Here is a 25,705-nt window from a genome sequence, read left to right as displayed (position 1 = left end):
ATCTTCAAATTTGAAATAAGATGGTGCACAGCTTAGTTGTCTAAGTTCGACAGTGCGTGTCGTCTACGGCGCGTGCTGGCACTTTGAGCGGACCGCGAGTCCGAATCACGCAGACCTGAGGAGATCATCATGGCCATCACACTTACCCCCGGCACCTGGAGCCTGGACGCAGCCCACTCCGAGATCGGCCTGACCGTGCGTCACGCCTAAGCATCTCGAAGGTGCGCGCCGTGTTCCAGGAGGCCACCGGCACCCTCGAGGTTGCTCAGGAGGGCACCTTCGAGGTCGACGCCCACGTGCGCGCCGAGTCCTTCAACTCGAAGAACGAGGACCGCGACGCCCACGTCCGCGGCGAGGACTTCCTGAACGCTGAGCAGTACCCCGAGCTGACCTTCGTCACCAAGGGCATCCGCCCCGCTTACGACACCTTCGACATGACCGGTGACCTCACCATTCGCGGCGTCTCCCGCGAGGTGACCTTCGAGGTGGAGTTCGGCGGCCAGGCTGTGGACCCGTTCGGCGCCACCCGCGCCGGCTTCTCCGCATCCGCCGTCATCTCCCGCAACGACTTCGGCCTGAACTGGAATGCCGCGCTTGAGGCGGCGGCGTTCTGGTCGGCGACAAGGTCACCCTCGACATCGAGGTCGCCTTCGTCCACCAGGGCTGATTCTTACCCCTTTCCCCGCTGAGGGCCCGGGTGCTGCCGAACTGGCAGTGCCCGGGCCCTCAGTGTGTCTCGTGCCGTACCTGCCTCGGAAGCTTCGTCATGCCCACGGGGTCTCACACAGAAACTTTGAGCGAAACTGCCCGCAGACATCGAAACTCTGAAAATGGATCCAAAGTTTCGATGTCTGAGGCAGAGTTTCTAAGTGTGATGGTGAATGAGACTGATTTTCAGTGCGCGTGGTCACAGCTGCGCGCTGATGCCAGAAGATTGTTGAGGCTACTGGGCTGTCCCTGTCGCAGGCGCGGTACGGCTTGGGCCTGCTGGTGGATGCAGGCATGGTGCGACGGCATGGTGGCCAGGGAGATAGGACAACAGTGTACGAACGCAGCACCGAAGCGGCAGAAGAGCGGAATGCCGACGAGTGACCTTGGTGAATGGTTGTCAGGTGTGGTGAGGAGAGCAAGCCATGCCTGAGCTGCCTGAAGTAGAAGTGGTCCGACGGGGTGTGGAGTCGTGGGCGGCTGGCCGCGCCGTCACGGAGGCGCAGGTCCATGATGCACGCAGCCTGCGCCGATATGCGGAAGGCCCCGAGCATTTCCGTCGCGTGCTGATCGGTCGGACGCTCCTCGCGCCGGAGCGGCGAGGTAAGTTCCTGTGGATCCCGCTGGGCAGCGAGACTGAGGCGGCGCCGAGCCAGGCGCTGATGATCCACCTGGGGATGAGCGGGCAGGTGCTCATGGAGGCGGCCGAGGCTCCTTTGGAGAAGCACCTCAAGGTCACCCTGCATCTCGGTGCGCCGACGCAGCGGACTGAGGCTGCCGACGACGGGGCGGTTCCTGATCAGCTGCGCTTCGTGGATCAGCGGATCTTCGGCGGCATGCAGATCAGCCCACTCGTGCCGGATTCCGTGGTGCAGGAAGCCCAGGGCGTGGACGCTCGTCGGGTGTTAAGCCGCTGCGGCGCATATCGCCCCGGACCCGCTGGAGGCAGCGATGACGGCCGAGCGCTTCTTCCGCATCCTGCGGGGGCGGCGTACGGGCCTGAAGCGCGCCCTGCTGGATCAGGCGATGGTCTCGGGGTTGGCAACATCTACGCGGACGAGGCCCTGTGGCGCTCTCGGCTGCACTACGCCCGTCGCACGGAGACGATGACCCGCGCTCAAGCGTCACTGCTGCTTGCGAGCCTGCAGGACGTGATGGGGATGCGCTCGCCGCCGGCACCAGCTTCGACGCCCTGTATGTGAATGTGAACGGCGCGAGCGGATACTTCGACCGCTCGTTGAGCGCCTACGGCCAGGAGGGCAGGCGCTGCCCGCGGTGCATGACCCCGATCCGCCGGGAGAAGTTCATGGGCCGCAGCAGCTACTTCTGCCCAGCCTGCCAGCCGGTGCCCCGAAACGCTCGCTGGTGAGCGTGTGCAAACGCGGTAAGAAAACGTGTGCAAACACGGAACCGCCCAGGTCAGCGAGTCGCACGACACCCGACTGGGTGTTCAAAGGTAGCGTAGAACGTGTTCAAACGGTAGCGTAGGGATTGTTCCAGAGGTAGCGTAGAAGGTGTTCTAACGGTAGCGTAGAGTCGTGGAATATCGCCTGAGAAGTATCGATGCTCAGCTCGACGAGCTCCTCGCCTATGAACCAGCCGTGGCGATCGACGGCCCAAAGGGTGTTGGAAAGACAGAAACGGCGCGGCGACGTGCAGACCACGCGTGGCACCTCGATGATGAGGCTCAGCGTGCGGTTGTTCAGGCAGACCCTACGTTCGAAAGTGCGCCTGATGGCACGCTCCTTCTGGATGAATGGCAGCACTACTCGCCCATCTGGGATTCAGTGCGGCGGCGAGTGGATGAGGGAGCGCTTACTGGAAGGTTTTTGCTGACGGGAAGCGCATCGCCTGCTCCGGGAAGCGGCACGCATTCGGGCGCAGGCCGGATCACCTCTGTCCGCATGCGGCCCATGGCTTTGCACGAGCGAGGAGTAGAGACTCCGACTGTCAGTTTGTCGGAAATGCTGAGGGGCGAGGCCGAGAAGGTCACCGGAGAGTCTGTGCTGGGTGCCTCCGACTACTACACCGCGATTACCCAGAGCGGCTTTCCCGGTATATACGCTTTGCCGCCCCGGGGAGCGCGACGCCGCCTCGAAACGTATCTGCGTAGGATCGTGGATAGGGAGATGCCGGATCAGGGATATGCGGTGCGTCGTCCGGAGACGCTCCGTCGTTGGCTGACGGCCTACGCGGCAGCTTCGTCGCAGACCACTTCATACTCGAACATTCTCGATTCCACTACTAGCGGCGACGGTCACCAGCCTGCAAAAGCACCACCATCGCCTATCGCGATCAGCTCACGCAGCTGTGGCTCCTGGATCCTGTGCTTAAGCTTGGAGCCCGGCTCTGAACAACCCCTTTAAGTGGTTGCAGTTCGCGCCGAAGCACCAGTTGGCTGATCCCGGGCTGGCGGCCCATCTGTTGGGGCTGAGCGCACAGGATCTCGGTGGCCCCAAAGGCGCGGCGATGGCCGGGCCCCTTTTCGAGTCTCTGGCGACCTTGTCAGTGAGGGTGATTGCTGAGGCCATAGACGCCCGTGTAGGACACTTGAGGACGAAGGCCGGACGCCAGGAGGTGGATCTCATTGTCGAAGCCTTCGACGGCTCCGTGGTCGGAATCGAGGTGAAACTGTCGGCGCACATTACAGATGCGCACGTCAAGCATCTGCACTGGCTGCGTGAGCAGATGCCGGACCGGGTCTCGGATCTCGTAATGCTCTACTCGGGGAAATATGCCTACCGCCGTTCAGATGGAGTCGCGGTCGTGCCCCTGGGGCTGTTGGGTGACTAGCCTGGGTGCATGACCACGTTCTTCACCTCGGATCATCATTTCGGGCACGCAAACATCATTAGGTACTGCGACCGTCCGTTCGCTGATGTGGCTGAGATGGACGAGGCGATGATCGACCGGTGGAACGAGACGGTGAGCCCCGATGATGAAGTATGGGTGCTGGGGACTACGCCATGAAGGACCGCGCACAGGGGCTGGGCTACTTGGCGCGTATGAACGGCACCAAGTATTTGGTCTCCGGGAACCACGACCTCTGCTCACCGGTGGAGCGGGATGGCCACCTGAACGTGCGCCGGTACCTGGATGCGGGGTTCGACGCGGTGGTCTCCCAGGCGCAGGCGACTCTGCCCGAAGTGGCGCCCGGTGAAGGTGACCTGGCGGTGCTGCTGAATCACTTCCCTATGCGGGGATTCGCACTCGGAGGAGGATCGTCATGCCCAGTTCCGGCTGCGTGACTTGGGTCAGACGCTGATCTGCGGGCACGTGCACGACGACTGGACGGTGAGCCGTTCGCCGGGCGGAACGCTGCAGGTGAACGTGGGGGTGGATATGTGGCATTTCCGTCCAATCTCGGCGGAGGACCTTCACCGCTTCATCCGCGAGCAGGAGTGACACCGCCTGATGGTGGTGCGCATCGCTGCGCGCTTGCGCCGCAGGGCTCGAGGCCCCAAGCCGTCTAGACTGTAGGGCGAATCTGGGGCCTCGGCAGGCGCAGGACCCCACGTGCGGTGAGGTCGAAAGGGTGCTTGGTGAATTTATCTGAGACGCGTAAGCATTTGGAGCAGCTGAATATCATCAGCGGCCCCACCAGCACTCTGATCGCTCACCGCGCCATCCAGCGCGGAATTCGTCTCTATTCCGACGATTATGGGCGCCTGACGCTGCAGCGCGGCAAACGGCGAGTGTGGTTCGACGGCGCTCAGTCGAACATCAACAAAGTCCTTGCTCAGCGGTGCGTGCGCTATAAGGACGTGACGGCCCGCCTGCTGCGGAGCCACAAGGTCAATGCCCCAGAGAATGTTGTCTTCGGCGCGGATGAGGTTCGCGCGGCCTGGGATTGGGCCGCCTACGACCTCCCTGTGGTGATGAAGCCTCCGAATGGGGGCAAGGGCGATCTGGTGCATGTGGGAGTCGCGGACTGGGAGCACTTCGAGGAGGCCTTCGCCGTTGTCGCGGAGGCCGCTGGGGAGGTGCTCGTGGAGCGTTTCGTGGATGGGGTGGAGCACCGTGTGCTTCTCATCTATGGGAAAGTGGCTGCGGCCCAGCGCCGAGTGCCCGCGCATGTGATCGGCAACGGCAGATCGTCCGTGCGGAAGCTCATTCGGAAGAAGAACCGGCTCAGGACCAAGTCGAACAACTCCATCTACGTGGATGCTCAGATACCCATCGACGATGTGGTGGTTCGCGAGCTGTCTTCCGTGGGCATGACGTTGGACAGCGTTCCTGCGCGCGGCCAGCGGGTGTGGCTGCGGTCGAATTCCAATGTGAGCAGCGGGGAGAGGCGCACGACGCCACTGATGATCTGACCGTTGAGGAGATTGCGATGGCGGAGAGGGTGGCCCAGGCCATTCCGGGGCTCAGGGTGGCTGGTCTGGACATGCTTCTGCCCCGGGACGGCAAGGGTGACGCCCCCATGTTCTCGAGGTCAACAGCAGCCCGCTGATGGTCGGCCATCATTATCCATGGGCGGGGAGAGCAGAGATGCGGCGGGGATGCTCGTCGAGGCCATGTTCCCCTCGAACCAGACAGACGCCAGCCCTGTGGGCGACTGATTCGCTGTGCGTCCTGCTAACGTCACGAGCGTGACTGGTGCTGAGGCTGAGGTGGTCCGTGTGGCTGCGGTGGTTCTGACGGATGCTGCGGGGCGCGTGCTGACGGTGCGCAAGCGGGGACTGACCGGTTCATGCAGCCGGGAGGAAGCCGGAGCCGGGGAGCGCGGCGCGGAGACGGCCCTGCGGGAGACGTTCGAGGAGACAGGCCTGCAGCTGGACTTGGGTCAGCTCGAGCCGATGGGTGAGTTCTCGGCAGCAAACGGCGAACGAGCCCGGTTTCACGGTGGTGTGCGACACCTTCCGTGTGAGGCTCGACGACGACGCGGAGGCGGTTCTTTCTCGCATCCAGCCCGCTGCGGAGATCGAAGAGGTCCGGTGGGTTCCCCAGGATGAACTGCAGGACAACGACGACCTCGCCCCGCTGCTGACCGACATCATCGCGCCCGCGCTCCTGGCGGAGGGACGAACCTCTTAAGCGTTCCCGGCTGTTCGCAGGGCGGCCTCTATTCGTTGAATGACTGTGGCGGGGTCTTCGTGCTCCCAGAAGCGGAGGACTGTCCAGCCTGCGGCGTGGAGCTTCTGGTCGGTGTCTTTGTCCCGGTCGGTGTTCCGCTGGATTTTGGGCATCCAATAGTCGGGGTTGGTCTTGGGTGGGACGAAGTGTTCGGGGCACCCGTGCCAGTAGCACCCGTCGATGTGCACTGCGACCTTCAGGCGGGTGAACGCGATGTCGACGGTGCGGCGTCGGTCTTCGGGCAAGGGTCGGTAGGCCACGCGGAATCGCCAGCCGCGTCTGTGCAGCTCGCGACGAACCAGCAGCTCAGGCTTAGTGTCGCGGGAGCGAATTGATTGCATATTGCGCCGCACGGCCGGGGTCTTTGCCCATGATGCGTCATCAATCATCGTCATGGCACTTTACGGCGATAGTCTGGGAATAGCCGTTGAGGAGGAGTTATTGGATGACCGCTAAGCAATCGGACCTTTTACCACAGACGAGGCGCTGCTTGCCGTGGAATCCGCGCTCCGACTCGCAGATCCTGACGGGCTCCGCTGGGCGCGAGTAATCCGTGAAACCTACGATCAGGTTTACCAGGGGTCGATCACTGGGCGTTTCCGTTGGGAGCAGCTCATGAAAACAGAGAAGACCCACTTTGGTTCGTTGTTTGAAATCAACGCTCAGCGCGAGTTTGGTTTCAAAGGGGGCGAGTCCACGGATTTTGAGATTGAGGGCATGAGGTCGATGCCAAATGGAGTCAGAAGGACGGTGGCTGGATGCTGCCGCCAGAGGTTTTCGACAAGATCGCTCTCGTAGCTACTGGGAGTGATCAGGACGCCATTTGGTCTCTTGGCCTCGTCAGGGTTACAGAGGAAAACCGGCGTACTTCTACGAACCGTGACGCAAAGTCTCAGCTAAGCCCCGAGGGAAACAATGCCATCAAGTGGCTGTGGCGTCACGAGCGGCTCCGTCCCAACATCTTGTTGCAGCTTCCGCCTATGAAAGTAGACATGGTGTTTGCGCCTGAGGGTAGGAAGAACGCAGGGGCACCCGGAAACTTGAGGTGCTATTCAAGGAAGCTGAAGGGCATATCGTTCACCGGAACTCGGTCGCTACGGTGGCTCAGCAGCTCGATCACCAGAAGAGGCTGCGATACAACGGGGAGCCCGGGACGGTCTGCAGAAGGATGGCTATCTTTTGTTGAGCGGTAAGTATCACAAGGAGATCGCCCGTGGCCTTGGGGTGGAGGAACCTCTCGCGGACGAGTACATCTCAGTGAGGGTTGTACCTGCTGAACCCGGCGAGGGGTCCAGCTAGGCGCCCGCTGGTGGCGACGTGCCAGGCCGGAGGACGCCATCTCAGAGCCCGCCCCGCGTGTGGATGAGAAGTAGTCCTAAACAGTCTGTTTAAGCGCAGGTGCCGGGGCTTCCACGGAAGCGAGTCGGTCGCTTGCATCGAGCGCAGCCTTAATGGCACCACCGATTGCTTTTGCGACGGGCGGGGAAAGGCATTGCCGATCTGACGGTAGGTCGAGGTCTTCCGGCCGTGGAATTTCCAGCTGGCATCGAATCCCTGAATACGAGCAACCATCGGGTTCGTGAGTCGGGGAATCATATCGACGGGGTCGTCTTTCAGAGGTGCTTCGTTCGCTACGCCCTTCCCATCGACTCCGAGCTCGAGCCACGCCCTTTGGCTCGAGTAGGCCCGAGGTCTGCGCCACCGTGTTTCTTCGAGCCGCCTACGATGGTGGGGGCAACGTCGTTTGCTTTACGGGCCCACTGCTCGGCGCCTGCCCAGCCATTTTCGGCCATGAGGGGCAGAAGTGCTTCGCCGACGGTTGTCTTCGTCTCTACGGGGTCTGGCCAGCGGAAGTGCTGTTCAAGGCCGTCTTGCAGTGCAACGAGGATGAACCTCGGGCGGAGCTGAGGAACGCCGAAGTTGGAGCTGTAAACGAGCTTCCACTCTGACCTATAACCGAGGGCTCCGAGTTCGCTGAGGATCGAGTTTCTGTAAGTCTCAAAGCGTGAGGACGCGAGACCACGGACGTTCTCTAGCATGACGGCGCGTGGCCGCGCCTCGCGGATCAGTCGAAGAGCCTCTGGGAAGAGATCTCGTTCGTCCTCAGCGCCGAGCTGTTTTCCCGCCATGCTGAAGGGAGGGCAGGGAACACCGCCCGAGAGCAGGTCAAGGCCTCGATACTGTGTGCCGTTGATATCGCGCACGTCACCTTCGTGGACGTGCCAATCAGGTCGGTTAAGGCGCAGTGTCGCGGCCGCGTCGGAATCGATCTCGACAGCAAGGGCATGGTCGAATCCGGCAGCTTCGAGCCCGTATGACTGCCCGCCGGCACCGGCGCAGATTTCCAGCGTCGAGAGGGTTTTCGACATGGGACTCCTTAGTAAGCGATGTAGAAGAGAATAGTCTGCCGGTCGGGCATGACAAGAGTCCGCGCCGTCGCGAACCGTTAAACTTGTAGCTGCAAACGGCGTCGAATCTCTGCTGCACGTTGCTTCGTGCTTGTCCGCTCCCTAAGGAGAATCTCTACCGCTGCGTGTTCGGCTCGAGTTGTTCGGAGTCCCTTACCTTGATGGTCCGGGTGACAGGCTCGAAGACTGTTGATTTTGCGTCCGACGCTATTGGGACTCCTGAACTTGGGGTTAGTTTCAGCGCCGGGATGGATCCGAGCTGCGCGTAGGAGCTTAGAGAGCTGAATTACTTCTGGCGTCTTGTTGTTGACGCCTCGCCAGCGCAGGGCCTCGGCGACGTCTACGGCCAGAATTGTTTCCTCGTGTGTCCACACAGGGGTCGTGCCATTTGAGGACTACCTCCGGAGTCCAGCAGGTCTCATGGGGCAAGTAACGTGGGTTTCAGAATCAGTTTAGCCAGCAAGTAGAGGCCTAGTTTTGAAGCCCCAGGGCCCGGGTGGCGGGCTGCCAGGGGCAGTTCGTTGCACCAATGACTGCGCGCAGAAGCCAGATTCGCCTTTCGAAGAGATCTGCTTAGCTGTAGGAAACGTCGCGGAAGAGGGGCCTCAGCCTTATACCCCGTACAGGGCGACAAGCCTTGTCCGGGGTTCGCTAGGCTCCCCTTGTAGAAAGCCCGAAGGCTGAAGATACAAGAGGAGGTGCCCGATTGGTCAGCTCGAACAGCATTAGGACTCGACTGGTGCTCTCCGAAGTCCCTGACGAGCCCGGTCGGGCTGCGCACTGGATTGGCCCAATGTTGGCTTTAGGGACTCGGGCTGCGCGGCATTATCAGAGCTATCGTGATCGCCAGCTGGTTATTACTGTTTCGGTCCCCAGCCGCGACTTCGCTGCAGTCCTAATTGGTAGCGGCTGGATGCTCGCGAGCGAGGCGCCGACCTTGCCTGACCCTCTCGTGATGCTGAGGCAGGTGGAGCCAGGCCAACTCCTGCGCGCGGTAAATGCCAGCGAAGTAATCACGGGGTTTTTCTCTCTGGACGAATCTGTGAGTCCGCCGCGAGCTCAGTTTGCGGGCTCCAGGTGGCGAGTCGATTGTTTGCGCGCTGTGGCTCCTTTGGATGGACTGGAGACTCCCGAGCGGGAGCCTCGTCCCGAGCCAGGAAGCGTTGAACTCATGGCTGGCTGGGATCGTGATTGGGACGCCCGGCTTGCACAACCTGCGGCAGATCTCGCGATCGTAGGCACTATGAAATGGCTGGAGGACGATCTGGACGCATATTTAGCCAAGGAATCGGACTGCTCAAAGCCGAGTTCAATTAGAGCGGTGCTCAAGCCCAAGACACCTAGGGCAGCAACATGGTCTACGCGCCTTTTTCCTCTGCCCGCCTCGCTGACCTTCTACCGCTTCCACAGGACTTGAACGCGGTCATATTGGATGGCGGTGGGGCGATTAAGTACCTGGGAGACATCGAAGCTCCGGTAGTTATCTGTGTTCTTGATCGTTCCGTAGCTGACGAGTCGGTGGCCGAGCTCGTAATGCAGCTGAGGAACACGCGCGGTGAGCCGTTGTCGCTTATGAGCGACCTCGGCTGGCAACCTCCTGACGGTGTCGAGGCGCTGGCCTTCACGGTGGCACTATGAGCCGTATTGACGCACTGAATCAGCGTTACGTGGCTTCTGCCAATCTCGTTCGACACGGCATGGAGATTGTTGCCGTCGGAGATCCTCCAGGGGCGCGTTTCAATGTTGCGCTGCGCCGACTTTTGATGCTGGCTAAGGACGAACAGGAGACCTCCTCGATGACCTCATTGGGGCGGCCAAGGCTTTGAGATGGTGTCGGGTTACGGAGCCGCAGCCAGCGGAATACAGCTCTCGCCTCCCAAGAATGGCAGAGGAGGTCACTAAGCACGCTCGACGAGTGCGCTACGCCGTTAATGCTGAGGAGCTCCTTCAGGAAATTGACGCCGCTGCTATCGAAGTGGCGTCGACCGACTCGGCTGTGGGAGCACTGCTGCTTCAATCGATTGAAGAGGTCGGCGCTGACTCGGTTGCTGTGGTTGGCGCAGGTCGTTCCGCAGCTGCAGCCGTCTCGGCGTGGGTCGGGAAGGACGGCATCAGGGTGTTTACTGCTAGTGAGCTTCAGAGGAATGTAAGTGCATGGGAGCAGCTGTACGTTATCGGGCCACCACGGTTTTACCCTTCGGCACTAGTAACAGCTCCTCTTACGGACGCAGTGAGCTTCTTGACACCCGCCTGGTTCAGGGACCGCCGTGTTCCGCGGTCGGTTATTGCTGAGCATGCAGAGGGGCCATTCGCGTGGACGCGCGAATCTTCGTGGAAGGCGAGACAGCGGAACCTGTCTCGGAGTTGGCTTCCGAAGCTGAAGCAGAGGAGAGATACACCCCCGAGCCGGTCTGGGGCACTTCGCGTAACGTCGACCGTAAACCTACAAGTGAGGAGGTCGAAGCGCGAAAGGTGCTCCTGAGCGGGGATCTGGCGATGTGGCTAGATGAGGGGAGCGTATTCGATCTCTTGATCCCGATGCGCCTGTGGGTGAGCGTGTTACTTACACGGATGTGCTAGCAGTACAACCAGGTACTTATCTTGTCCTCCGGCAAGGTGAGACTGAGCGCAGCGCGCTGTACCAAGAAGCGATTGCGCAGCTTTCTAATGGCGCTGACATTCACCGATCGCAGGTCTCCTGGAAGAGATTATTGGAGAATAAGATTAACGCGATTGGATACGACCAGGTGGTTAAACAATTGCATAATGCTGGAGTGAAGACTGCTGATCGATCACGGGCGTGGACCGTTCCAAGTCTCATCCGGCCGTTGAGTGATCAAGACTTCGAGGACTGTTGCGATGGCTAGGCGTTACCGTCCAACCAACCGTTGATCACGCAACCTTGCTCCGCAAGACCCTCTACCGAGTAAGCGCCAAGATCAGAAAAGAACTTGAAGCTGCTGTGGACGTTGCGGACTTATCGGTATTGTATAACTACGGCCACCTCAGTCTCGATGTCGATACGGAAGGATTTCGGGGATCCTCGCGACTCGGGTATTAGCCGTTTCGCCGTTTACCGAAATCGTGCCCCGCCACGATGCAAGGGTGCCGTTTGAAGATCAGGGTGGGCAGTGGCTCGAATGATCCCCGGCTTCTGCTCAGAGGATGCCCCACCGGGCGAGAAGGCCATTTACGCGGCACTACGAGACAGCGTGGGTACCGACGAGTGGATGGTTCTTCATTCACTTGGCATCGCAGATCATGTTCGCCAGGTAGAAGGTGAAGCTGACTTCGTCGTCGTCGTCCCCGAGACTGGCATTCTCGTCATTGAGGTGAAGTCACACCGGACGATTGATCGGGGTGGGGAAGGGACCTGGAAGCTAGGCAAAGACGCGCCTACGGCGCGAGGGCCATTCCAGCAGGCGAGTGAGGCGATGTACAGCCTGCGCGCCTTCTTGGAGAAGAGGAAGGTCAATCTTCGCGGCATCCCGATGCTCTCGGCGGTCTGGTTCACTGGGGTTCGAGCCCGCGCTATGCTGCCAGTGACCCCGGAATGGCATACCTGGCAGGTAATGGATTCTGAAGACTTGAAATCCGCGCCTGCAGCGATTCTGCGCACACTTTGGGCAGGCTCCACGCATCTCGACGAGAAGGTTAAATACTTCTCCTATGGAGGTCTCGGGCCGGATGATCAGACTGCAGAGCGAATCGTTAACTTGTTGCGTCCGAAATTCGAGTTGGTTACTGCCGCCGGGGATCGTCGACGTGCCCGCGAGGCTCAGCTGGATGCGTTCATTGAGGAACAGGCCCTAGGACTTGATGCCGCTTCGGAGAATCAGACCGTATTGTTCGCGGGGCCAGCGGGCTCTGGAAAAACGTTTCTGGCAATGGAATCTGCCCGTCGTGAGATAGCAGCCGGGAAGCAGGGCCAATTGCTCTGTTTCAATCGCTTTCTCGGGAAACAGCTTGCCAGTGATCTAGAGGGCCTGGACGGACTCAGTGTCCGGACATTTCACCAGGAGTTGATCCGTTTGGCGGCGCTTGAGCGAATCCCGGAGGGCGCGGGCTCCTTGTTTTGGAATGTGGAGTTGCCGGAGCGTGCGATAGAAACTCTCGTCGAGCGCGGTAGTTCGGAGCTCTCTGACTTTCTAGTCATTGATGAAGTGCAAGATATCGCCACTGATCTTTACCTCGATGTCTTAGACCTTATGGTCGCAGGCGGATTGAAAGAGGGACGGCTACTGCTGTTCGGTGATTTCGAAAGGCAGGCAATCTTCGAAGGCGAGTCAGGACGGGAGCTGCTGCGATCGCGCATTCCCTATCTCTCGATCCATAAGTTAATACAGAACTGCCGAAACCTGCCACGTATCGGCTACCAGGTGAATTTACTTAGCGACTTGCAACCTGGCTACCAACAGTTTCGGCGCCAAGACGATGGTATCGATCCAGTTCTTCGCCAGTACCACGCATGGCAGGATCAGTCCGAACTTCTTAGCTCAGCGATTCGTGGGTTAAAGAACGAAGGTTATGACCTCAGGGAGATTGTTGTCCTGAGTCCCCTCCGAGATGCCTCCACCGCAGCCATGACATGCGATCCCTGGCTCCGCCAAATACTGAAGCCTGCCGATGGCCGTGGCGCTCGTCCGGGGCAAGTGAGGTATTCCACTATCCACGCATTCAAGGGTCTCGAAGCACCTGCGGTTGTGGTGACTGATCTCGACGTGTCCAGTACTGCCGAGAATTTCGAGTCGCTGCTTTATGTGGGGCTTACACGTGCCACTGACCGTTTAATCGCATTAGTTGAATCCAGAACACTCCATAACATTCTAGGAGGCACCGCGTGAGCGGACTCGAGGCCCGTGCCGTCGTTGAAGCCGAGCTCCGGCGTGAATTGTTCGGCCCCTTGATTCGGAGGAGCCTGCTGGAGAACCACTCGACTGTTCTAGAGGCACGATCACCTTCGCCACGGCAGAAGAGAGCCGTGGACAGTTCTATGACAGCAGCACCGGACAGGAGATTCTGACGGTTGGCACGCCGCTCACGCGCTACGGCGTCGGAGTGCTCCACAGCGGTGCCTCTGGTGTTGGCGCGGAACTCAATCAGTCTGAGCCCATCGCTGCGCCGGGTGTCCCCCATAGCGCGGAAGATCCGCATGGCCGCCCCGGAGAGTCGAGGTGCGTTGCGGCACGATGAGGCGGACTCCGATGATTTTGATTTGACCGACGCTAATAGCTTCAAGCCCTCAGCTATGGCGATCTCTTTCCAATGCCGCATTCCGGAAAACGGCTCGTTGGACCTCAACGTAACCGGCGCCTACTACGACAAGATCAACGTGCACATCCCTGGGGTTGCGAAAGCAGTGAACTGGTGGCGTCGCCGACCCTTCACACTTACTGGGTCAGTGCCCGGTAGTGTCCTTACGCACGAAATCAACCGACTCAAAAATATCAATACCACGCCGCAGGGTGACCAACCTAGTATTACGCCGACAACCCGGGTTTTTAGCCGTCCCGTCCCCAGAGTCGATGATCCGGATTTGCGCTTGGTGACGGTGGCGGTGGTCAATCAGGTAGCGGGAACCGGGCCGAGCAGTACCTTCTTCCAGATGGGCTTTGCTGTAAACGCTGCTGGCGGTCTTGTGGTTGAGCCGTATCCCGAAGTCGAGGCGGTTGACCGTAACGAAGAAGAGCAGTCGATCGACCTGCTGTACCGCAAGAAGCGTACCTACGCTATTGGGCACGGTTGTGCTGCTGAGTGGGAAGGCGGTGGGGACCTCTCTGTAAGTTCAGTCCGTGCCGTCGCTCTGCCAATCCATGAGGTTGTCAGTTTGACGCCCAACGTTTACTTGACTGACGAGGACGGGAACTACTGTCTTGATTCGGAAGGACAGCGTCAGGCTGTCACCGTCAGTATGCAGGAGCTTGCTCAAGGGACTGCCAATGGCCAGGCACAAGTCGAAACGGTTCTTCGTCTCTATGGCGAATGGATAAGCGCGCGACAAGCTGAGATTGAGGACCTCCTGAGCGCTTCCGCGAGGCTGCTCGTCGCCACATGGCTTTAGCTGAGCAAGCACTCGACCGCATGCAGGAGGGGTGGCAGTTGGTTGGCTCTGACCCCATAGCGCAGAGGGCGTTCCGATGGGCCAATGAGGCCATGCTTTACCAGCAGGTGCGCTCAAACCTGCCGCTGCGTGAGGCCGAGCGTGGAAAAGACGATGTTCTGCGAGTTAGGGGTGCTCATCCTGAAGCGGTCGTTCCCGGGGCCGAGGTGCTTGGCGTCCTTTTCAGATTGCCTTCGTCCTCGCCAGCCTTCCCGATTTAGTGGACCCGTCTCGGAAGACGCGCTCGTTGGTTGACCTGATCTTTTTCCAACTGGTGGTGGAAAAACTGAGGCGTACCTCGGGGCTTGTGCTATTAGCCTTCTGGCGCGCCGTCTACGCGACCCTCAAGACGCGGGTACCGACACGCTTATGCGCTACACATTGCGGCTCCTGACCGCCCAGCAGTTCCTGCGTGCGTCCTCACTTGTCTGCGTGCTGGAAGCCATTCGTGACGATAATCCCGATGCACTAGGAACGTCGCCTTTCAGCATTGGCATTTGGCTGGGAGGTTCATCCACACCAAATAGTTGGCAGCAAGCTGTCACAATCCTCGGCAAACTTCGGCGCAACCCCAGGAGCAGAACCCCTTCCTGCTTTTGCGATGCCCCTGGTGCGGGGCGCAGATGGGGACTATGCCGAAGCGTAGGGGCGGGCAGGATGTCATCGGTTATGAACAAGTTGGGCGAGACAGAGTTGTACTTCGCTGTGTGGATTCGCAATGCCGTTACTCACGGCGCTCCGGATTGCCGGTTCATGTGGTCGATGAAGACATTTATAAAGTCCGTCCTTCGATCGTGATCGGTACGGTGGACAAGTTCGCGATGATGGCTTGGCGTCCTAAAGCGCGGCACCTGTTCGGGTTCGATGAACACGGCGAGCGGGTCCATTCTCCGCCTAACCTGATCGTTCAAGATGAGCTCCACCTCATCTCTGGCCCACTTGGCTCGATGGTAGGTCTCTATGAGCCCGTTATTGAGGAGTTGTGTACCGACCGCCGACGCGCCGTGCCTATCCCCGAAGATCATTGCCTCCACAGCAACTATCCGCCGTTACGAAGATCAGATCAAAGGGATCTTCGGCCGCGAGGAGGCTGCCCTGTTTCCGCCGCACGGTTTGGAAGAAGGTCACTCTTTCTTTGCTGAACCTGCTCGACAGCTCGACGGATCGCCGGAGCCGGGCCGACGTTATGTCGGGGTGATGAGTCCCTCGCTGGGGTCGATGCAGACCGTTCAGACGCGTGTTGCTGCCGCAACTCTCCAGGCAGCTACCAAGATTCCTGAGGCAGACCGTGATGGATACTGGACGAATCTGAACTTCCTGAATTCCCTGCGCGAGCTCGGTAATACTGTCTCGTTGCTGGAGTCTGACGTGCCTGATTACCTGACTGGTCTAGTCCGGCGCGAGGGTATTAACCCTCGTTGGCCAAACCGTACATTGGAGCTCACTTCCCGGCGTCGCTCGGACGAGATTCCTAAGGCGATCGAACAGCTCCAGTCGCGCTACGCCCCAGGACAGGAACATCAGGAGGCCATCGACATCTGTCTCGCCTCGAACATCATCGAGGTAGGTGTTGACATCGATCGTCTAGGACTCATGACTATCGTTGGCCAGCCAAAAACTACTGCTCAGTACATTCAGGTCTCCGGTCGCGTGGGTCGTCGCGCTGACGTCAGCCCGGGATGGTGATCACGATTTACGGTGCAGCAAAGCCCCGCGACCGTAGTCATTACGAGCGTTTCCGTACGTATCATCAGCAGCTTTACGCTCAAGTCGAACCCACCTCGGTGACACCGTTCGCTGCTCCGGTGCTTCGCCGTGCACTTCATGCGGCTGCTGTGGCCTATGTTCGGCAGACCGCACCGGAAGATCTACAACCGCATCCCTTTCCCGCTGCGCAATACGACGAAGCCGTCGAACTGATTCGTGAGCGAGCTCTGGTTGCTGATGGGAGTGAAGTCAACGTACTCGACAGAATGGCCGACAAGCGGCGCCGACAATGGAAGGGGTGGGAACGCACCACGTGGGAAGCCAATTCCACGCCGGGGGCGATCCTAAACAGGGGTTGATGCGATTCGCTGGCACTCTCCCCGATCTCGACAGTAAAGCTACGATCTGGGATGTACCGACGAGTATGCGAAACGTCGACGCTGAATGCCGTCTGACAATCTCGCTTGCCTACGCACAAGCCGATGCAGAATCTGAAGGGAAGGACCAGCGATGAGCACGGGAGCAATGAGGAGGGCCCAGCTCGTCACCCCTTTCGGCGTTGGCGCGATGAGCGTCCTGGTCAACGGCACATCGGTGATTACCGCGGGATTGGACCATTGGTATGAGCCAAACGACGCAAGCAGTCTTGCGCTCGAGGAGTACCAGGAGCATGACTGGCGGCTGGAAGCTCGGCTTCGCGTGTCAGAGTTCCGGCTCCCTCCTGATTACCGCTACCAGGGGCAGGGTAAAGACAATCGAAACGTAAAGCTCACTGTCCCAGTTTTGCGGTTTCCGCGTTGGTGCTTCTGTATGTTCTGTAAACGCCTTGAACTCTCCACCCTTACTATGCAACATCCTGTGTCCTGTGGGGATAAGAAGCATCGCGAGTGGAAGCACAAGCCACGGATGTCACAAGTTCCTTTTATTGCTGTCTGTAGCGACGGACACCTTGACGACTTCCCGTTTGAAGATTGGGTGCATCGTACTCGCCGACCTTCTTGTAAAGGGCCACTGCGATTGAAATCATGGGGCGGCGGTGGCCTTGAAGGACAACGGGTGGTTTGTGACGGGTGCCAGAAGGAACGGACATTACGCGGCATCACGGAAATGCGTTTGGTTAACGGTGAAGAACGTACTTACCTTAGCGACCAGCTGTCGGAACCTGACGACCCTTACCTGTGTTCTGGAGCCCGTCCATGGCTTGGTGAGCTTGTAGGGGTTTGCTCGCAGCCAATGCGTGGCGCCCTTCGAGCCGCGGGCAATGTCTACTTTCCGAAAGTGGAGTCGTCGATCTACTTGCCGCGCCAGGAGGGTGCTGTTAGTGATGAGATGCATGATTTGATGCGCCATCCAGCGGTGAGCACCACTATGCGTACTCTGCATGACATCTTTGGTTCAGAGTTAACGGTCGACATGTTGCGTGGCCAGCTTCTGAAAAATGTACCTCCAGAATTGTTCAGCCCGATCTCGGATGAGGAGTTGATTGCGGGGTATCGGGACCTTTTCGGCGTCGGAGCAGGCGGGTCCGAGCCAGTCGAGGAGTCGGATCCCGAGTTGCTTACTGGGGAGGATGAGTGGCGCCATCCAGAGTTCCGGCACATTCGAGAGACACCGAAGGATGATTATCTAACTGCCACCGACCCAGGCATTCATTCTGATCTCAATGAGCATCTGAACCGGGTGCGTTCTGTTGACGTCCTGCGCGAGACCAGGGCACTTCGTGGTTTCACTCGCGTGCGAGACGACGTGTTGAAGCTCAGCGCGGGAAGGCTCTACTGCGGCGTGAGCCACTACCGCCAGTTCAAGATTGGCTGCCCGCCTACGTCGTCAAAGGTGAGGGCATTTACTTGGAGCTTAACTCTGCCCGGTTGGCAGCTTGGGAGGCCCGTTCTGAGGTGCAGAACCGTGCTCAGAAGATCACCGACCATTACGGGCAGGTCGTCACCCAGCGCGGTCTCCAAGAGAGAACCCTCACTCCGCGCTTCATATTGCTGCACACGCTGGGTCATCTGCTGATCAATGAATTGGTATTCGCGTGCGGGTACAGTTCTGCGTCACTCCGTGAACGGCTCTACATCTCAACTGCCGCTGGTCGGGAAATGGCGGGGCTCCTCATCTACACTGCGGCCGGTGATTCTGAGGGCACGATGGGTGGACTGGTGAGGATGGCACGTCCTGACAATCTCCGTTCGGTTTTCGCGGCTGCTCTCTCAGGTGCTCGTTGGTGCTCTACAGACCCTGTCTGTATGGACGCTTACGAGAAAGGGCAAGGCTCTGACTCATGCAACCTGGCAGCTTGCCACGGTTGTGCGTTGTTGCCGGAAACCAGCTGTGAGGAGTTCAACCGTTTCCTGGACCGAGGGCTCGTGGTCGGCACATTGACGGACCCCTTGCTGGGGTACTTCTCCCAGTAGGCAGGTGGCCCTTGGTGGTAAGGAATTCGGTGTGATGGAGGAAGCCGCACGCACCGAGGAAAACTGTGTCCTAATAGAGAGGTGTTGCGATCTAGCGCTCCCGCTTAGTTGCACTTTGCGCAGAAAGTGAAACTAAGGAGGCCTTCGTGGCTCAACAAGAGGCGGATCCTGTGCTGAGCCTCCCGTGTCCCCGCCGGGTCAGAAGAGCACATGTGGCACGCCAAGCGTCGGCCTGGCATCTCCACCCGTGAGATGAGACGGCAGCAAGGCACCTACCAGTCCGCGATCCCCGCTGACCTCAACGAGTGGACGCCCAGCATCTCCGCGCCGCAGACCTCGACGAAGCCACCCAGCGCTCGTCGACTTCGGCACCTACACGCTCCGGACCCTCGGCCCCCACAGCACCGCCATCGGGCCCATGTCCGCCACCCTGCTGCGCACCGAAAGCTCCTCCAGCTCCGAAATCGAACAGCTCACATCCAGCGCCAAGCAGCTCACCCTCGCCGACCTCCAAGAGCAGCCAGGACCCAACGCTCGCACCATCATCGGCAACGTCCGAGCCATGGAAGCCGCCCTCGCGCTCGCCGACCAGCTGACCCAAGACACCATCCTCGCCATGCACCGAGTCCTCCTCGAGCACCAATCGGGTATGGGAGAGCATGCTGGGCATTACCGGGAGCAAGTCGTATGGATCGGCGCGGGGCTGGGGCCCGTCGTCGCCGACTTCGTGCCCCCGCAGCACGTCCTCATCCCCAGGCCATGTAGGACCTCACCCGCTTCATGGACCGTGCCGACCTCCCGGGCTCCTCCGCGTCGCCGTCGCGCACGCCCAATTCGAAACCATCCACCCCTTCGTCGACGGCAACGAGCGCACCGGCATGGCACTCTCCCAAGCCATGCTCCGCTGCAAAGACGTCACTCGGAACATCACCGTGCCCATATCCGCCAGCCTCCTCACCGACACCGAGCGTTACTTCCACGCACTCACAGCATTCCGCCACGGAGACGCCGGACCCATCGCCGAACGCTTCGTCCACGCGGCCCTGTTCGCCGCAGAGACCGGCAAAACCCTCGTCGACGAGCTCTCCCACCACATGAACACCGCCGCAGAACAGCTCCACGGCACCCGGAGGAGCTCCCAAGCCTGGAAAATCCTCTCCGAGCTCCTCGCCCACCCCGTCACCAACGCCCGATTCCTCCAAGACCACCTCGGCATCAGCGGGCCAGGCGCCCAACGTGCCCTCGAACAGCTCACCGAACACGGCATCCTCCGCGAAACCACCGGCCGAGACCGCAACCGCATCTGGCAGCACGACGGCATCCTCGACACCCTCGACAACTACGCCGAAGAGGTCCGCCGTCACCGCCACGGATAGGCGGGCCGACGTGCCAAGAGGCATGTCATACCTGGGTGCCATGATGGTTCAAGCGCGCAGACGGGCTGCGTGCGAACGGAACGGAACCCCTACGAGGAACCCCTGCAACAGCTGCACTCGAACGCGGTGCTACCAGCGGTAGTACCATGGCCCACATGGGTGTTGTGAAAAAGTCAGTCTCGCTTCCAGAAGAGACCTACCTTGCTGTGAAAGACCTCGCTGAGGCAGAAGGCCTCAGTGTTTCCACATGGCTGGCCCAAGTAGCCGAAGTCGAACTGAAGCACCGCGAAGGCATGGAAGCCATCGCAGAATTCGAAGCAGAGTTCGGGGCCTTCACCCAAGAGGAGCTCGCAGGAGGCTATCGACTCTTCCGCCAGCTCACCGGCAGACCCATCGCAGGCGATGAAGGCAACAGCCACGCTGAAGCTGAGGAGCGCAAAGCAGTATGAAAGGCATTACGTACGACACTGGCGCCCTCATCGCAGCAGAAAAAGGCGACCGCCGCTTCTGGGCCATGCACTACTGGGCAGCAGCCACTAAGGAATACCCCACAGTTCCCGCTGGGGTCCTCGCAGAAGCATGGCGAGGCTCGAAGAGTGCCCAGATAGCCAGGGTGCTCAAAACATGTCGCATAGAAGACCTCACCGAAGAGCAAGCCCAGAAAGTCGGCACGCTCATCGGGAAATCCGGGCTCAACGACCCCGTCGACGTCACAGTCGCCGAAGGGGCCATGAGGCGCGGCGACAGCGTCGTCACCTCAAACCGGGCGCACATGGAACAAATCGCCCACGCAGCCGGGAAACAGCTCAACATCCTCGACGTCTGAACCGACGTCCCGGGCTCTCCCTAGTAACACTTTCTCCCCTGAGTGTTACTAAGGAGACAGCCCGGCGTCGTGCATATGCTGGAACGCTGTGAGTACCGACTACCTCATCCGGGAGCCCCAGTCCGAAGACGCCGAAGCGCTTGGCCGGATGCACAACCAAGCGTGGCGCGAAAGCTACGCCCACTTCCTCCCGAACGGCTGTACGACGCCGACGCTGAAGCCGAACGCATCGCCATGTGGCAGCAGAGCCTCAGCCAACCCTTCACCGGCACCCGACGCATCGCCCTTCACAACAACAACGTGGTCGGATTCGCAGACTACGGGCCCGCGAAAGACGACGACGCCCCGCGCGCCCACCAGCTCTACGGGCTCTACATCCTCGCCGCCCACCACGGCACCGGACTCGCTTACCAGCTCATCGACCACATCCTCGGACCCGAACCCAGCTACCTCGAAGTCTTCAAAGACAACCCCGCGCCATACGGTTCTACACCCGATACGGATTCGTGCCCCACGACGAACTCCCCATGAGCCGCTGGGACAACGACCCCACCATCGCGCACATCAGCGCACTGCGCCTCACCCGCGGCTAAGCTCCACACCCGCCGCCCGAGCAGCCCGCACCTGCAGCGCCTCCCACTGGGCAGCTTACCCAACGCCGCCGACAACGTATGCAGCTCAATGCACTCCGACCCATCAGGCAGCGCCCTCGGGCCCCGCTGCACCATGGTGCCCGGCATCAGATTCATCATCAGCAGCGCCACCTGCCGACCCCACTCTCAGGCAGCACCACCGGCACCGTCATTACCTCCGGATCAATATCCGGCACCCGCGCCACAGCCCGCCGGGCCACATCCACACCACCCCGCGCCGACTGCCACAGGAACCACCCCGCCAGAAGCACCGAACCCCACAGGCGCCCGAACCAACCAGCACCCCAGAGTCGCGGCGAGGCGGCAGCAGCACAAGACTCAATGCTGTCCCCGCAGCCACACTCACCACGCCGTAGATCGCATAGTCAGACGCGAACCCCGCCAACGCCACCCACACCAGCGCCAGCAGCAGCCCCGCAGAGCACCCGACACCACAAACCTCACAGCAGCCACCCCCAGCCAACAGCAGCAGACTCCCCGTCAGCACCACCAGCACGGCCGCACCGCTCGCAGCCCAGGGCGCCAACCGGCGTTCACCCCCATCGACGGCCTGCTCAGCACGGTAAGCCCACCGCGTCACCAGCCCCAAGGTCGACTCACGCACCGTGGTGGCCCCCTGGTGCGCACCCTCCAGCACTGACGCCGCACCCTGAGCCGTGCGCGCACCCACCGACTCCTCCGCAACCACCAGATCGCCCGGCTGAAGCGCCGTGCCGTCCGCGCGCTCCACCCACCCGGGAAGCCAGCCGCGCGCCGAGAGCAGCCACACGCCCGAGCCCACCGCCAGGCCCAGCAGCAGCGGCCACGTCGCATCCCACAGCGGGCCCGCCTCCCACGAGAAGCTCCCGCGCCCAACCAGTGCATGCCCACCAGCCACGGCACAGCAATGCCCGCAGCGCAGACCAGCAGCCATGAGGCCAGCTCCCGGCGGGACGGTGCTCCGGTGCCGCTGCGCAGACCACAGCAGCCACCCGAAGCGCATCAGCAGCACCGTCGACCCCGTCGCCACCAGGGGCAGAAGGTCATACAGGTCCGCCCCCACAAACGTGATTCCCTCCACCGTCTCCTTCGAGATGTATTTGCCGTAGGCGCCTGACGTCAGCGGAGCCCCCGCCACCGCCAAGCCCGCGCCCACCAGGCCCGCAGCCACCAGCCACCGCGTCCACCCGGTGCCGAAATGCTTCATCACCGGAACGCCCAAGAACATGGCACCCTTCGCCAGACCGTGGTGCACCGCATACAGCACCGCCGCGGTGATCGTCGCCGAAGCGAGCTCCGGCACCAGCAGGCCCACCGCAGGCAGAGCCGTGATGAACCCCATCTGACTGATCGTTGAATACGCCAGCACTACTTTCGGATCCCGCTGCAGCACCCCACCGCTGCGGCCGCGAAGGCACCCAGCAGCGCCAGCCCCAGCAGCGTGTAGCCCACCACCGGCATCGCCATCTCACCCAGCGGCATAAAGCGCAGCCACCCCACCAGGCCCGCCTTCACCATCGCGCCCGAAAGGACCGCGGACGCAGCAGGCGGCGCCGCAGGGTGAGCCAACGGCAGCCACACATGCAGCGGCACTGTGCCCGCCTTCACCCCGAACCCGATCAGCAGCAGCACCACAATGAGCGTCGTGAACTCCGAATCCGCCACCGCCGCAGGAGCATTCGAGACCCGGTAGCCGCCCGCGCTCGCCGTCAGAATCAACCCCGCCAAGATCGCCGTCTCCGAGACCACCGACATGATCAGATAGATGCGGGTCGCTCGCCTGGCCTCCTGCGAGCGGTAATGGATCACCAGCCCCACCGCAGAGAAGCTCATCAGGGCGAACGCAAGATAGAAGCTCACCGCATCCGCCGCCACGTACGTTCCTATGTTGCCCACGTAGCAGAGCAGCAGGAACGCGCTCAGCGCTCCCGACCCCTTCTCCGCATCGCGCAGCTTCGCCCACGACACCGCCATCAGCGCCGCCCCATACAGCAGCGCCGCAATCAGAGTCAGGGCGCGCGCCGCCGGGTCCAGATGGAACTCGGACCCGAACAGCAGCCACGGCACCTCCAGCCGCGCGCCAGCGTCGAACACGCACAGAAGCGCAGCTAAGCACAGTGGTCAGCGGAGCAGCGATCGCCGTCGCGCGGCGTACCCGGTGCGCACCAGCCGGAACCGCAGCGCCCGGAGAGGCGATGACCGCCACAGCGGCCAGCGGAAGGAGGAAGGCAGCGAGCATCAGCATCAGCTGAACACCCCTCAGCGATGAACCGCGAGACCTCCAGCGGCGAGAACGCCCACGAGGCGCCCAGCCCCAGCGCCAGCGTGAAGTAGGCTGTGCACAGAGCAGGAAGGAGCAGGGCCTTCGGCTCACGGATCGCCCGCGCAGCGAACCGGCTCTCCTCGGGCTCCTCCTCGCCCTCCTTGCGGCCGCCGCTCGGCGCCCACCCGGTCTCCTCCGAAGCATCCGAGAACCACATCCTGAACACCACGGGCAGGAAGTACGCCGCGTTCAGCGCCGACGAGGCCACCAGCACCCCAGCACCCACGGATGCGGGGAGTCCAGGGCGCCCAGCCCCAGCTGCCATTTGGAGATGAACCCGGCCGTCGGCGGGAGTCCCATCATGCCGAGGGCCCCACCGTGAACGCCGCCGACGTCCACGGCATCCGACGCCCGGCCCCGAAGGTCATCGAGAGTATGGGCCCCCATGGACTCGGCGAAGAGACCCGCGCAGAAGAACAGCGTGATCTTCATGATCCCCTGATGCACCAGGTGCATGATCCCGCCACCGTTCCCGCCACCGAGAACATCGCCACCCCCAGCACCACATAGCTAACCTGCGAGACCGTCGAGAACGCGAGCCGACGCTTGATCTCCTGCGCCCGCAACGCCTGATAGGAGCCGTAGATGACCGTCGCGCTCGCCACCACCAGCAGCGGGGTCAGCACCCCCAGCTCCTCCGCCGTGCGGATTCCGTACACATCGTCGATCACTCGCACAATCCCGAACACGCCGCCTTCACCACAGCCACCGCGTGCAGCAGAGCAGAGACGGGAGCAGGAGCAACCATGGCGATGGGAAGCCACGAGTGCAGCGGAATCAGCGCCGCCTTGACCCCATGCCGCCCACCAGCAGCGCGAAGATGATCGCCGCAGAGGCCGGGTTCGACTGCGCGAAGTCCGCCACCTCCGCGGCGCCTCCCTCCTCGAAGTCCACCGCGCCGACCTCCATGGTCAGCCAGACCACGCCCATCAGCACCGCCACGCCGCCGCCCAAGGCGTAGCGCAGGTAGATCTTCGACGCCTTCAGCGACTTCTCGTCGCCCCAGTGCGCCACCAGCGGGTAGGTCGTCAGCGTCAGCAGCTCATAGAACACCAGGAAAGTGATCAGGTTCCCGGAGAAGCTCAGCCCCACCGTCGCGGTCACACACAGGCTGAAGAACCCGAAGAACCGTGAACGGTTCGGCTTCCTCCAAGTAGCCGATCGCATAGATGGTCGTCAGCAGCCACAGGATCGCCGACAGCCCCGCGAACAGCAGCGCCAGAGGATCAGCCCTCAGCACCAGCTCAATAGGCTCACCGCCAGGGGTGGGCAGGAACGGCACCGCGAACTCGGGCCGGAGCCCCTCGGCCACCACCCCGGGACCAGTGCGATCAGCAGCAGCACCTTCAGGCTGGCCGCCGCCAGGTTGATCGAGGAGCGCAGACGGACCTGATGCTCACCCAGCGGGAAGATGATCGTCGCAGCGCCCAAGGACAGCGCAATCATCACCACCGGCACGGCGGTCAGCACCAGATGGCTCTGCGTCAGGTCATTCACCATGGGGCGCCCACCTCCAGCACCTCGGCGAGCCACGTGGGCGCGAACCCGGTGATGATCGTCGCCGAGCCCAGCGTCAGCACAGCCATTCCAGGGACCGAGGTGAAGTTGCGGGACGTTTTGACGGTCGGCCCCTCGTCGGTGTCCTCGCTGCTGAGATCAGCATCGCTTGGCGTGAGGGTCCTGCTGCATCAGCAGCGGCGCAATGCCGCGGACCGCATAGCTACCGCCAGCACAGTCCCCACCGCGATCACCAGAAGCATCCACCACTGCTCAGCCTCCACCGCAGCGGTGGCCACCTGCCACTTGCCTGCAAAGCCCAACGACACCGGGAGGCCGACGAGCCCCACCGCAGAGAGGCCCATGCTCATCACCACGATGGGATGAGTCCGCACCGCCCCATGCAGCTCCGCGATCTCATCCGTTCCGTACACAGACTTCAGGTACCCGGCTGCAGCGAAGAGGCCTGCCTTCGCCACACCATGCCCCACCGCCAGCGCAACGATTCCGCTGTACGCCCCGGAGCCACGTCATCATGGCCCGGCGTCGACTCCACCAGCAGCGGAAACGCCAAGAACCAGTAGCCCACCTGCGCCACCGTCGAATATGCGATCAGCGGCTTCAACCGATCCTGC

General features: G+C 61.3%; 27 protein-coding genes and 4 pseudogenes. 20 read left to right on the top strand and 11 right to left on the bottom strand.

The window, feature by feature from the left end; all coding sequences use genetic code 11:
- The first annotated feature begins 129 nt into the window (after window positions 1-129).
- The 9 genes and pseudogenes from K0H76_RS01375 to K0H76_RS01335 all read left to right on the top strand — a co-directional run bounded on the left by K0H76_RS01375 (window position 130) and on the right by K0H76_RS01335 (window position 5,748).
- Window positions 130-667: pseudogene (locus K0H76_RS01375) on the top strand (YceI family protein).
- Window positions 668-1,133: 466 nt separating this feature from the next.
- Window positions 1,134-2,077, top strand: a pseudogene (gene mutM / locus K0H76_RS01370) (bifunctional DNA-formamidopyrimidine glycosylase/DNA-(apurinic or apyrimidinic site) lyase).
- A gap of 232 nt (window positions 2,078-2,309) precedes the next feature.
- On the top strand, window positions 2,310-3,074 hold the full coding sequence (locus K0H76_RS01365; RefSeq protein WP_258934195.1) for an AAA family ATPase: 765 nt from the start codon (window positions 2,310-2,312) through the stop codon (window positions 3,072-3,074).
- A 4-nt stretch (window positions 3,075-3,078) separates the two neighbouring features.
- Window positions 3,079-3,501, top strand: a complete 423-nt coding sequence (locus tag K0H76_RS01360; protein WP_258934194.1) for a DUF4143 domain-containing protein — start codon at window positions 3,079-3,081, stop codon at window positions 3,499-3,501.
- A gap of 9 nt (window positions 3,502-3,510) precedes the next feature.
- On the top strand, window positions 3,511-3,678 hold the full coding sequence (locus K0H76_RS01355) for a hypothetical protein (RefSeq protein ID WP_258934193.1): 168 nt from the start codon (window positions 3,511-3,513) through the stop codon (window positions 3,676-3,678).
- Complete coding sequence (locus K0H76_RS01350) at window positions 3,675-3,956, top strand: hypothetical protein (protein ID WP_258934192.1); 282 nt, start codon at window positions 3,675-3,677, stop codon at window positions 3,954-3,956. Before K0H76_RS01355 ends, K0H76_RS01350 begins: the two co-directional genes overlap by 4 nt.
- Window position 3,957: 1 nt before the next feature.
- Window positions 3,958-4,113 (top strand): hypothetical protein, encoded by a 156-nt coding sequence (locus tag K0H76_RS01345; protein WP_258934191.1) that lies wholly within the window; start codon window positions 3,958-3,960, stop codon window positions 4,111-4,113.
- A gap of 164 nt (window positions 4,114-4,277) precedes the next feature.
- Window positions 4,278-5,027: a hypothetical protein gene (locus K0H76_RS01340; protein WP_258934190.1), complete on the top strand. Its 750-nt coding sequence runs from the start codon at window positions 4,278-4,280 to the stop codon at window positions 5,025-5,027.
- 529 nt (window positions 5,028-5,556) lie between these two features.
- The gene (locus K0H76_RS01335; RefSeq protein ID WP_258934189.1) at window positions 5,557-5,748 is read left to right on the top strand and encodes a hypothetical protein; all 192 of its coding nucleotides are present in this window, start codon (window positions 5,557-5,559) and stop codon (window positions 5,746-5,748) included.
- On the opposite strand, the gene K0H76_RS01330 is transcribed toward K0H76_RS01335, so the two are convergent.
- The 3 genes from K0H76_RS01330 to dcm form a co-directional block, all read right to left on the bottom strand.
- A complete protein-coding gene (locus tag K0H76_RS01330; RefSeq protein ID WP_258934188.1) occupies window positions 5,745-6,176 on the bottom strand; it encodes a very short patch repair endonuclease in 432 nt (143 codons plus the stop codon). The genes K0H76_RS01335 and K0H76_RS01330 overlap by 4 nt on opposite strands.
- An 865-nt stretch (window positions 6,177-7,041) precedes the next feature.
- The gene (locus tag K0H76_RS01325; protein ID WP_258935298.1) at window positions 7,042-7,359 is read right to left on the bottom strand and encodes a DNA cytosine methyltransferase; all 318 of its coding nucleotides are present in this window, start codon (window positions 7,357-7,359) and stop codon (window positions 7,042-7,044) included.
- Window positions 7,360-7,418: 59 nt separating this feature from the next.
- Window positions 7,419-8,156, bottom strand: coding sequence for a DNA (cytosine-5-)-methyltransferase (gene dcm, locus K0H76_RS01320; protein WP_258934187.1), 738 nt, complete (start codon window positions 8,154-8,156; stop codon window positions 7,419-7,421).
- Window positions 8,157-9,548: 1,392 nt separating this feature from the next.
- Between dcm and K0H76_RS01315 the strand changes: the two genes are divergently transcribed.
- The 7 genes from K0H76_RS01315 (at window position 9,549) to K0H76_RS01285 (ending at window position 18,416) form a co-directional block, all read left to right on the top strand.
- A complete protein-coding gene (locus tag K0H76_RS01315; RefSeq protein ID WP_258934186.1) occupies window positions 9,549-9,833 on the top strand; it encodes a hypothetical protein in 285 nt (94 codons plus the stop codon).
- Entirely contained in the window at window positions 9,830-10,021 is a 192-nt protein-coding gene (locus tag K0H76_RS01310; RefSeq protein ID WP_258934185.1) for a hypothetical protein, read from the top strand. The genes K0H76_RS01315 and K0H76_RS01310 overlap by 4 nt, the downstream gene beginning before the upstream one ends.
- Window positions 10,022-11,335: 1,314 nt before the next feature.
- Complete coding sequence (locus K0H76_RS01305; protein WP_258934184.1) at window positions 11,336-13,039, top strand: NERD domain-containing protein; 1,704 nt, start codon at window positions 11,336-11,338, stop codon at window positions 13,037-13,039.
- A 308-nt stretch (window positions 13,040-13,347) separates the two neighbouring features.
- On the top strand, window positions 13,348-14,256 hold the full coding sequence (locus tag K0H76_RS01300) for a hypothetical protein (protein WP_258934183.1): 909 nt from the start codon (window positions 13,348-13,350) through the stop codon (window positions 14,254-14,256).
- Between the two features lie 999 nt (window positions 14,257-15,255).
- Entirely contained in the window at window positions 15,256-15,981 is a 726-nt protein-coding gene (locus K0H76_RS01295; RefSeq protein ID WP_258934182.1) for a helicase C-terminal domain-containing protein, read from the top strand.
- Entirely contained in the window at window positions 15,975-16,361 is a 387-nt protein-coding gene (locus K0H76_RS01290) for a hypothetical protein (RefSeq protein ID WP_258934181.1), read from the top strand. The genes K0H76_RS01295 and K0H76_RS01290 overlap by 7 nt, the downstream gene beginning before the upstream one ends.
- Before the next feature lie 1,488 nt (window positions 16,362-17,849).
- Window positions 17,850-18,416 carry a DUF1998 domain-containing protein gene (locus tag K0H76_RS01285; RefSeq protein ID WP_258934180.1) on the top strand — a complete coding sequence of 189 codons (567 nt, stop codon included), beginning with the start codon at window positions 17,850-17,852 and terminating at the stop codon, window positions 18,414-18,416.
- A gap of 298 nt (window positions 18,417-18,714) precedes the next feature.
- On the opposite strand, the gene K0H76_RS01280 is transcribed toward K0H76_RS01285, so the two are convergent.
- Window positions 18,715-19,077, bottom strand: a complete 363-nt coding sequence (locus K0H76_RS01280) for a hypothetical protein (protein ID WP_258934179.1) — start codon at window positions 19,075-19,077, stop codon at window positions 18,715-18,717.
- On the opposite strand from K0H76_RS01280, the gene K0H76_RS01275 reads away from it, so the two are divergent.
- The 4 genes from K0H76_RS01275 (at window position 19,076) to K0H76_RS01260 (ending at window position 21,149) form a co-directional block, all read left to right on the top strand.
- Complete coding sequence (locus tag K0H76_RS01275; RefSeq protein ID WP_258934178.1) at window positions 19,076-19,792, top strand: Fic family protein; 717 nt, start codon at window positions 19,076-19,078, stop codon at window positions 19,790-19,792. The two genes, K0H76_RS01280 and K0H76_RS01275, sit on opposite strands and share 2 nt — an antisense overlap.
- A gap of 146 nt (window positions 19,793-19,938) precedes the next feature.
- Window positions 19,939-20,241 (top strand): hypothetical protein, encoded by a 303-nt coding sequence (locus K0H76_RS01270; protein ID WP_258934177.1) that lies wholly within the window; start codon window positions 19,939-19,941, stop codon window positions 20,239-20,241.
- A complete protein-coding gene (locus K0H76_RS01265) occupies window positions 20,238-20,618 on the top strand; it encodes a hypothetical protein (RefSeq protein ID WP_258934176.1) in 381 nt (126 codons plus the stop codon). Before K0H76_RS01270 ends, K0H76_RS01265 begins: the two co-directional genes overlap by 4 nt.
- 162 nt (window positions 20,619-20,780) lie before the next feature.
- Window positions 20,781-21,149, top strand: a complete 369-nt coding sequence (locus K0H76_RS01260) for a GNAT family N-acetyltransferase (protein WP_258934175.1) — start codon at window positions 20,781-20,783, stop codon at window positions 21,147-21,149.
- Between the two features lie 273 nt (window positions 21,150-21,422).
- On the opposite strand, the pseudogene K0H76_RS01255 reads toward K0H76_RS01260, so the two are convergent.
- From K0H76_RS01255 to K0H76_RS01225, 7 genes and pseudogenes are all read right to left on the bottom strand, one after another.
- A pseudogene (locus K0H76_RS01255) lies at window positions 21,423-23,083 on the bottom strand (complex I subunit 5 family protein).
- A 275-nt stretch (window positions 23,084-23,358) separates the two neighbouring features.
- A complete protein-coding gene (locus K0H76_RS01250) occupies window positions 23,359-23,799 on the bottom strand; it encodes a hypothetical protein (RefSeq protein ID WP_258934174.1) in 441 nt (146 codons plus the stop codon).
- Window positions 23,763-24,005 carry a hypothetical protein gene (locus K0H76_RS01245; RefSeq protein WP_258934173.1) on the bottom strand — a complete coding sequence of 81 codons (243 nt, stop codon included), beginning with the start codon at window positions 24,003-24,005 and terminating at the stop codon, window positions 23,763-23,765. Before K0H76_RS01245 ends, K0H76_RS01250 begins: the two co-directional genes overlap by 37 nt.
- Window positions 24,002-24,321: pseudogene (locus tag K0H76_RS01240) on the bottom strand (hypothetical protein). Before K0H76_RS01240 ends, K0H76_RS01245 begins: the two are co-directional and overlap by 4 nt.
- Before the next feature lie 29 nt (window positions 24,322-24,350).
- Complete coding sequence (locus K0H76_RS01235) at window positions 24,351-24,677, bottom strand: hypothetical protein (RefSeq protein ID WP_258934172.1); 327 nt, start codon at window positions 24,675-24,677, stop codon at window positions 24,351-24,353.
- 129 nt (window positions 24,678-24,806) lie between these two features.
- Complete coding sequence (locus K0H76_RS01230; RefSeq protein ID WP_258934171.1) at window positions 24,807-25,073, bottom strand: hypothetical protein; 267 nt, start codon at window positions 25,071-25,073, stop codon at window positions 24,807-24,809.
- A 188-nt stretch (window positions 25,074-25,261) separates the two neighbouring features.
- Complete coding sequence (locus K0H76_RS01225) at window positions 25,262-25,561, bottom strand: hypothetical protein (protein ID WP_258934170.1); 300 nt, start codon at window positions 25,559-25,561, stop codon at window positions 25,262-25,264.
- Window positions 25,562-25,705: the final 144 nt, after the last annotated feature.

Origin of the sequence: Nesterenkonia pannonica (assembly GCF_019575955.1) — a bacterium.
In the GTDB taxonomy this organism is placed as follows: Bacteria; Actinomycetota; Actinomycetes; order Actinomycetales; family Micrococcaceae; genus Nesterenkonia; species Nesterenkonia pannonica.
This window is presented reverse-complemented; position numbering and strand designations above follow the sequence as displayed.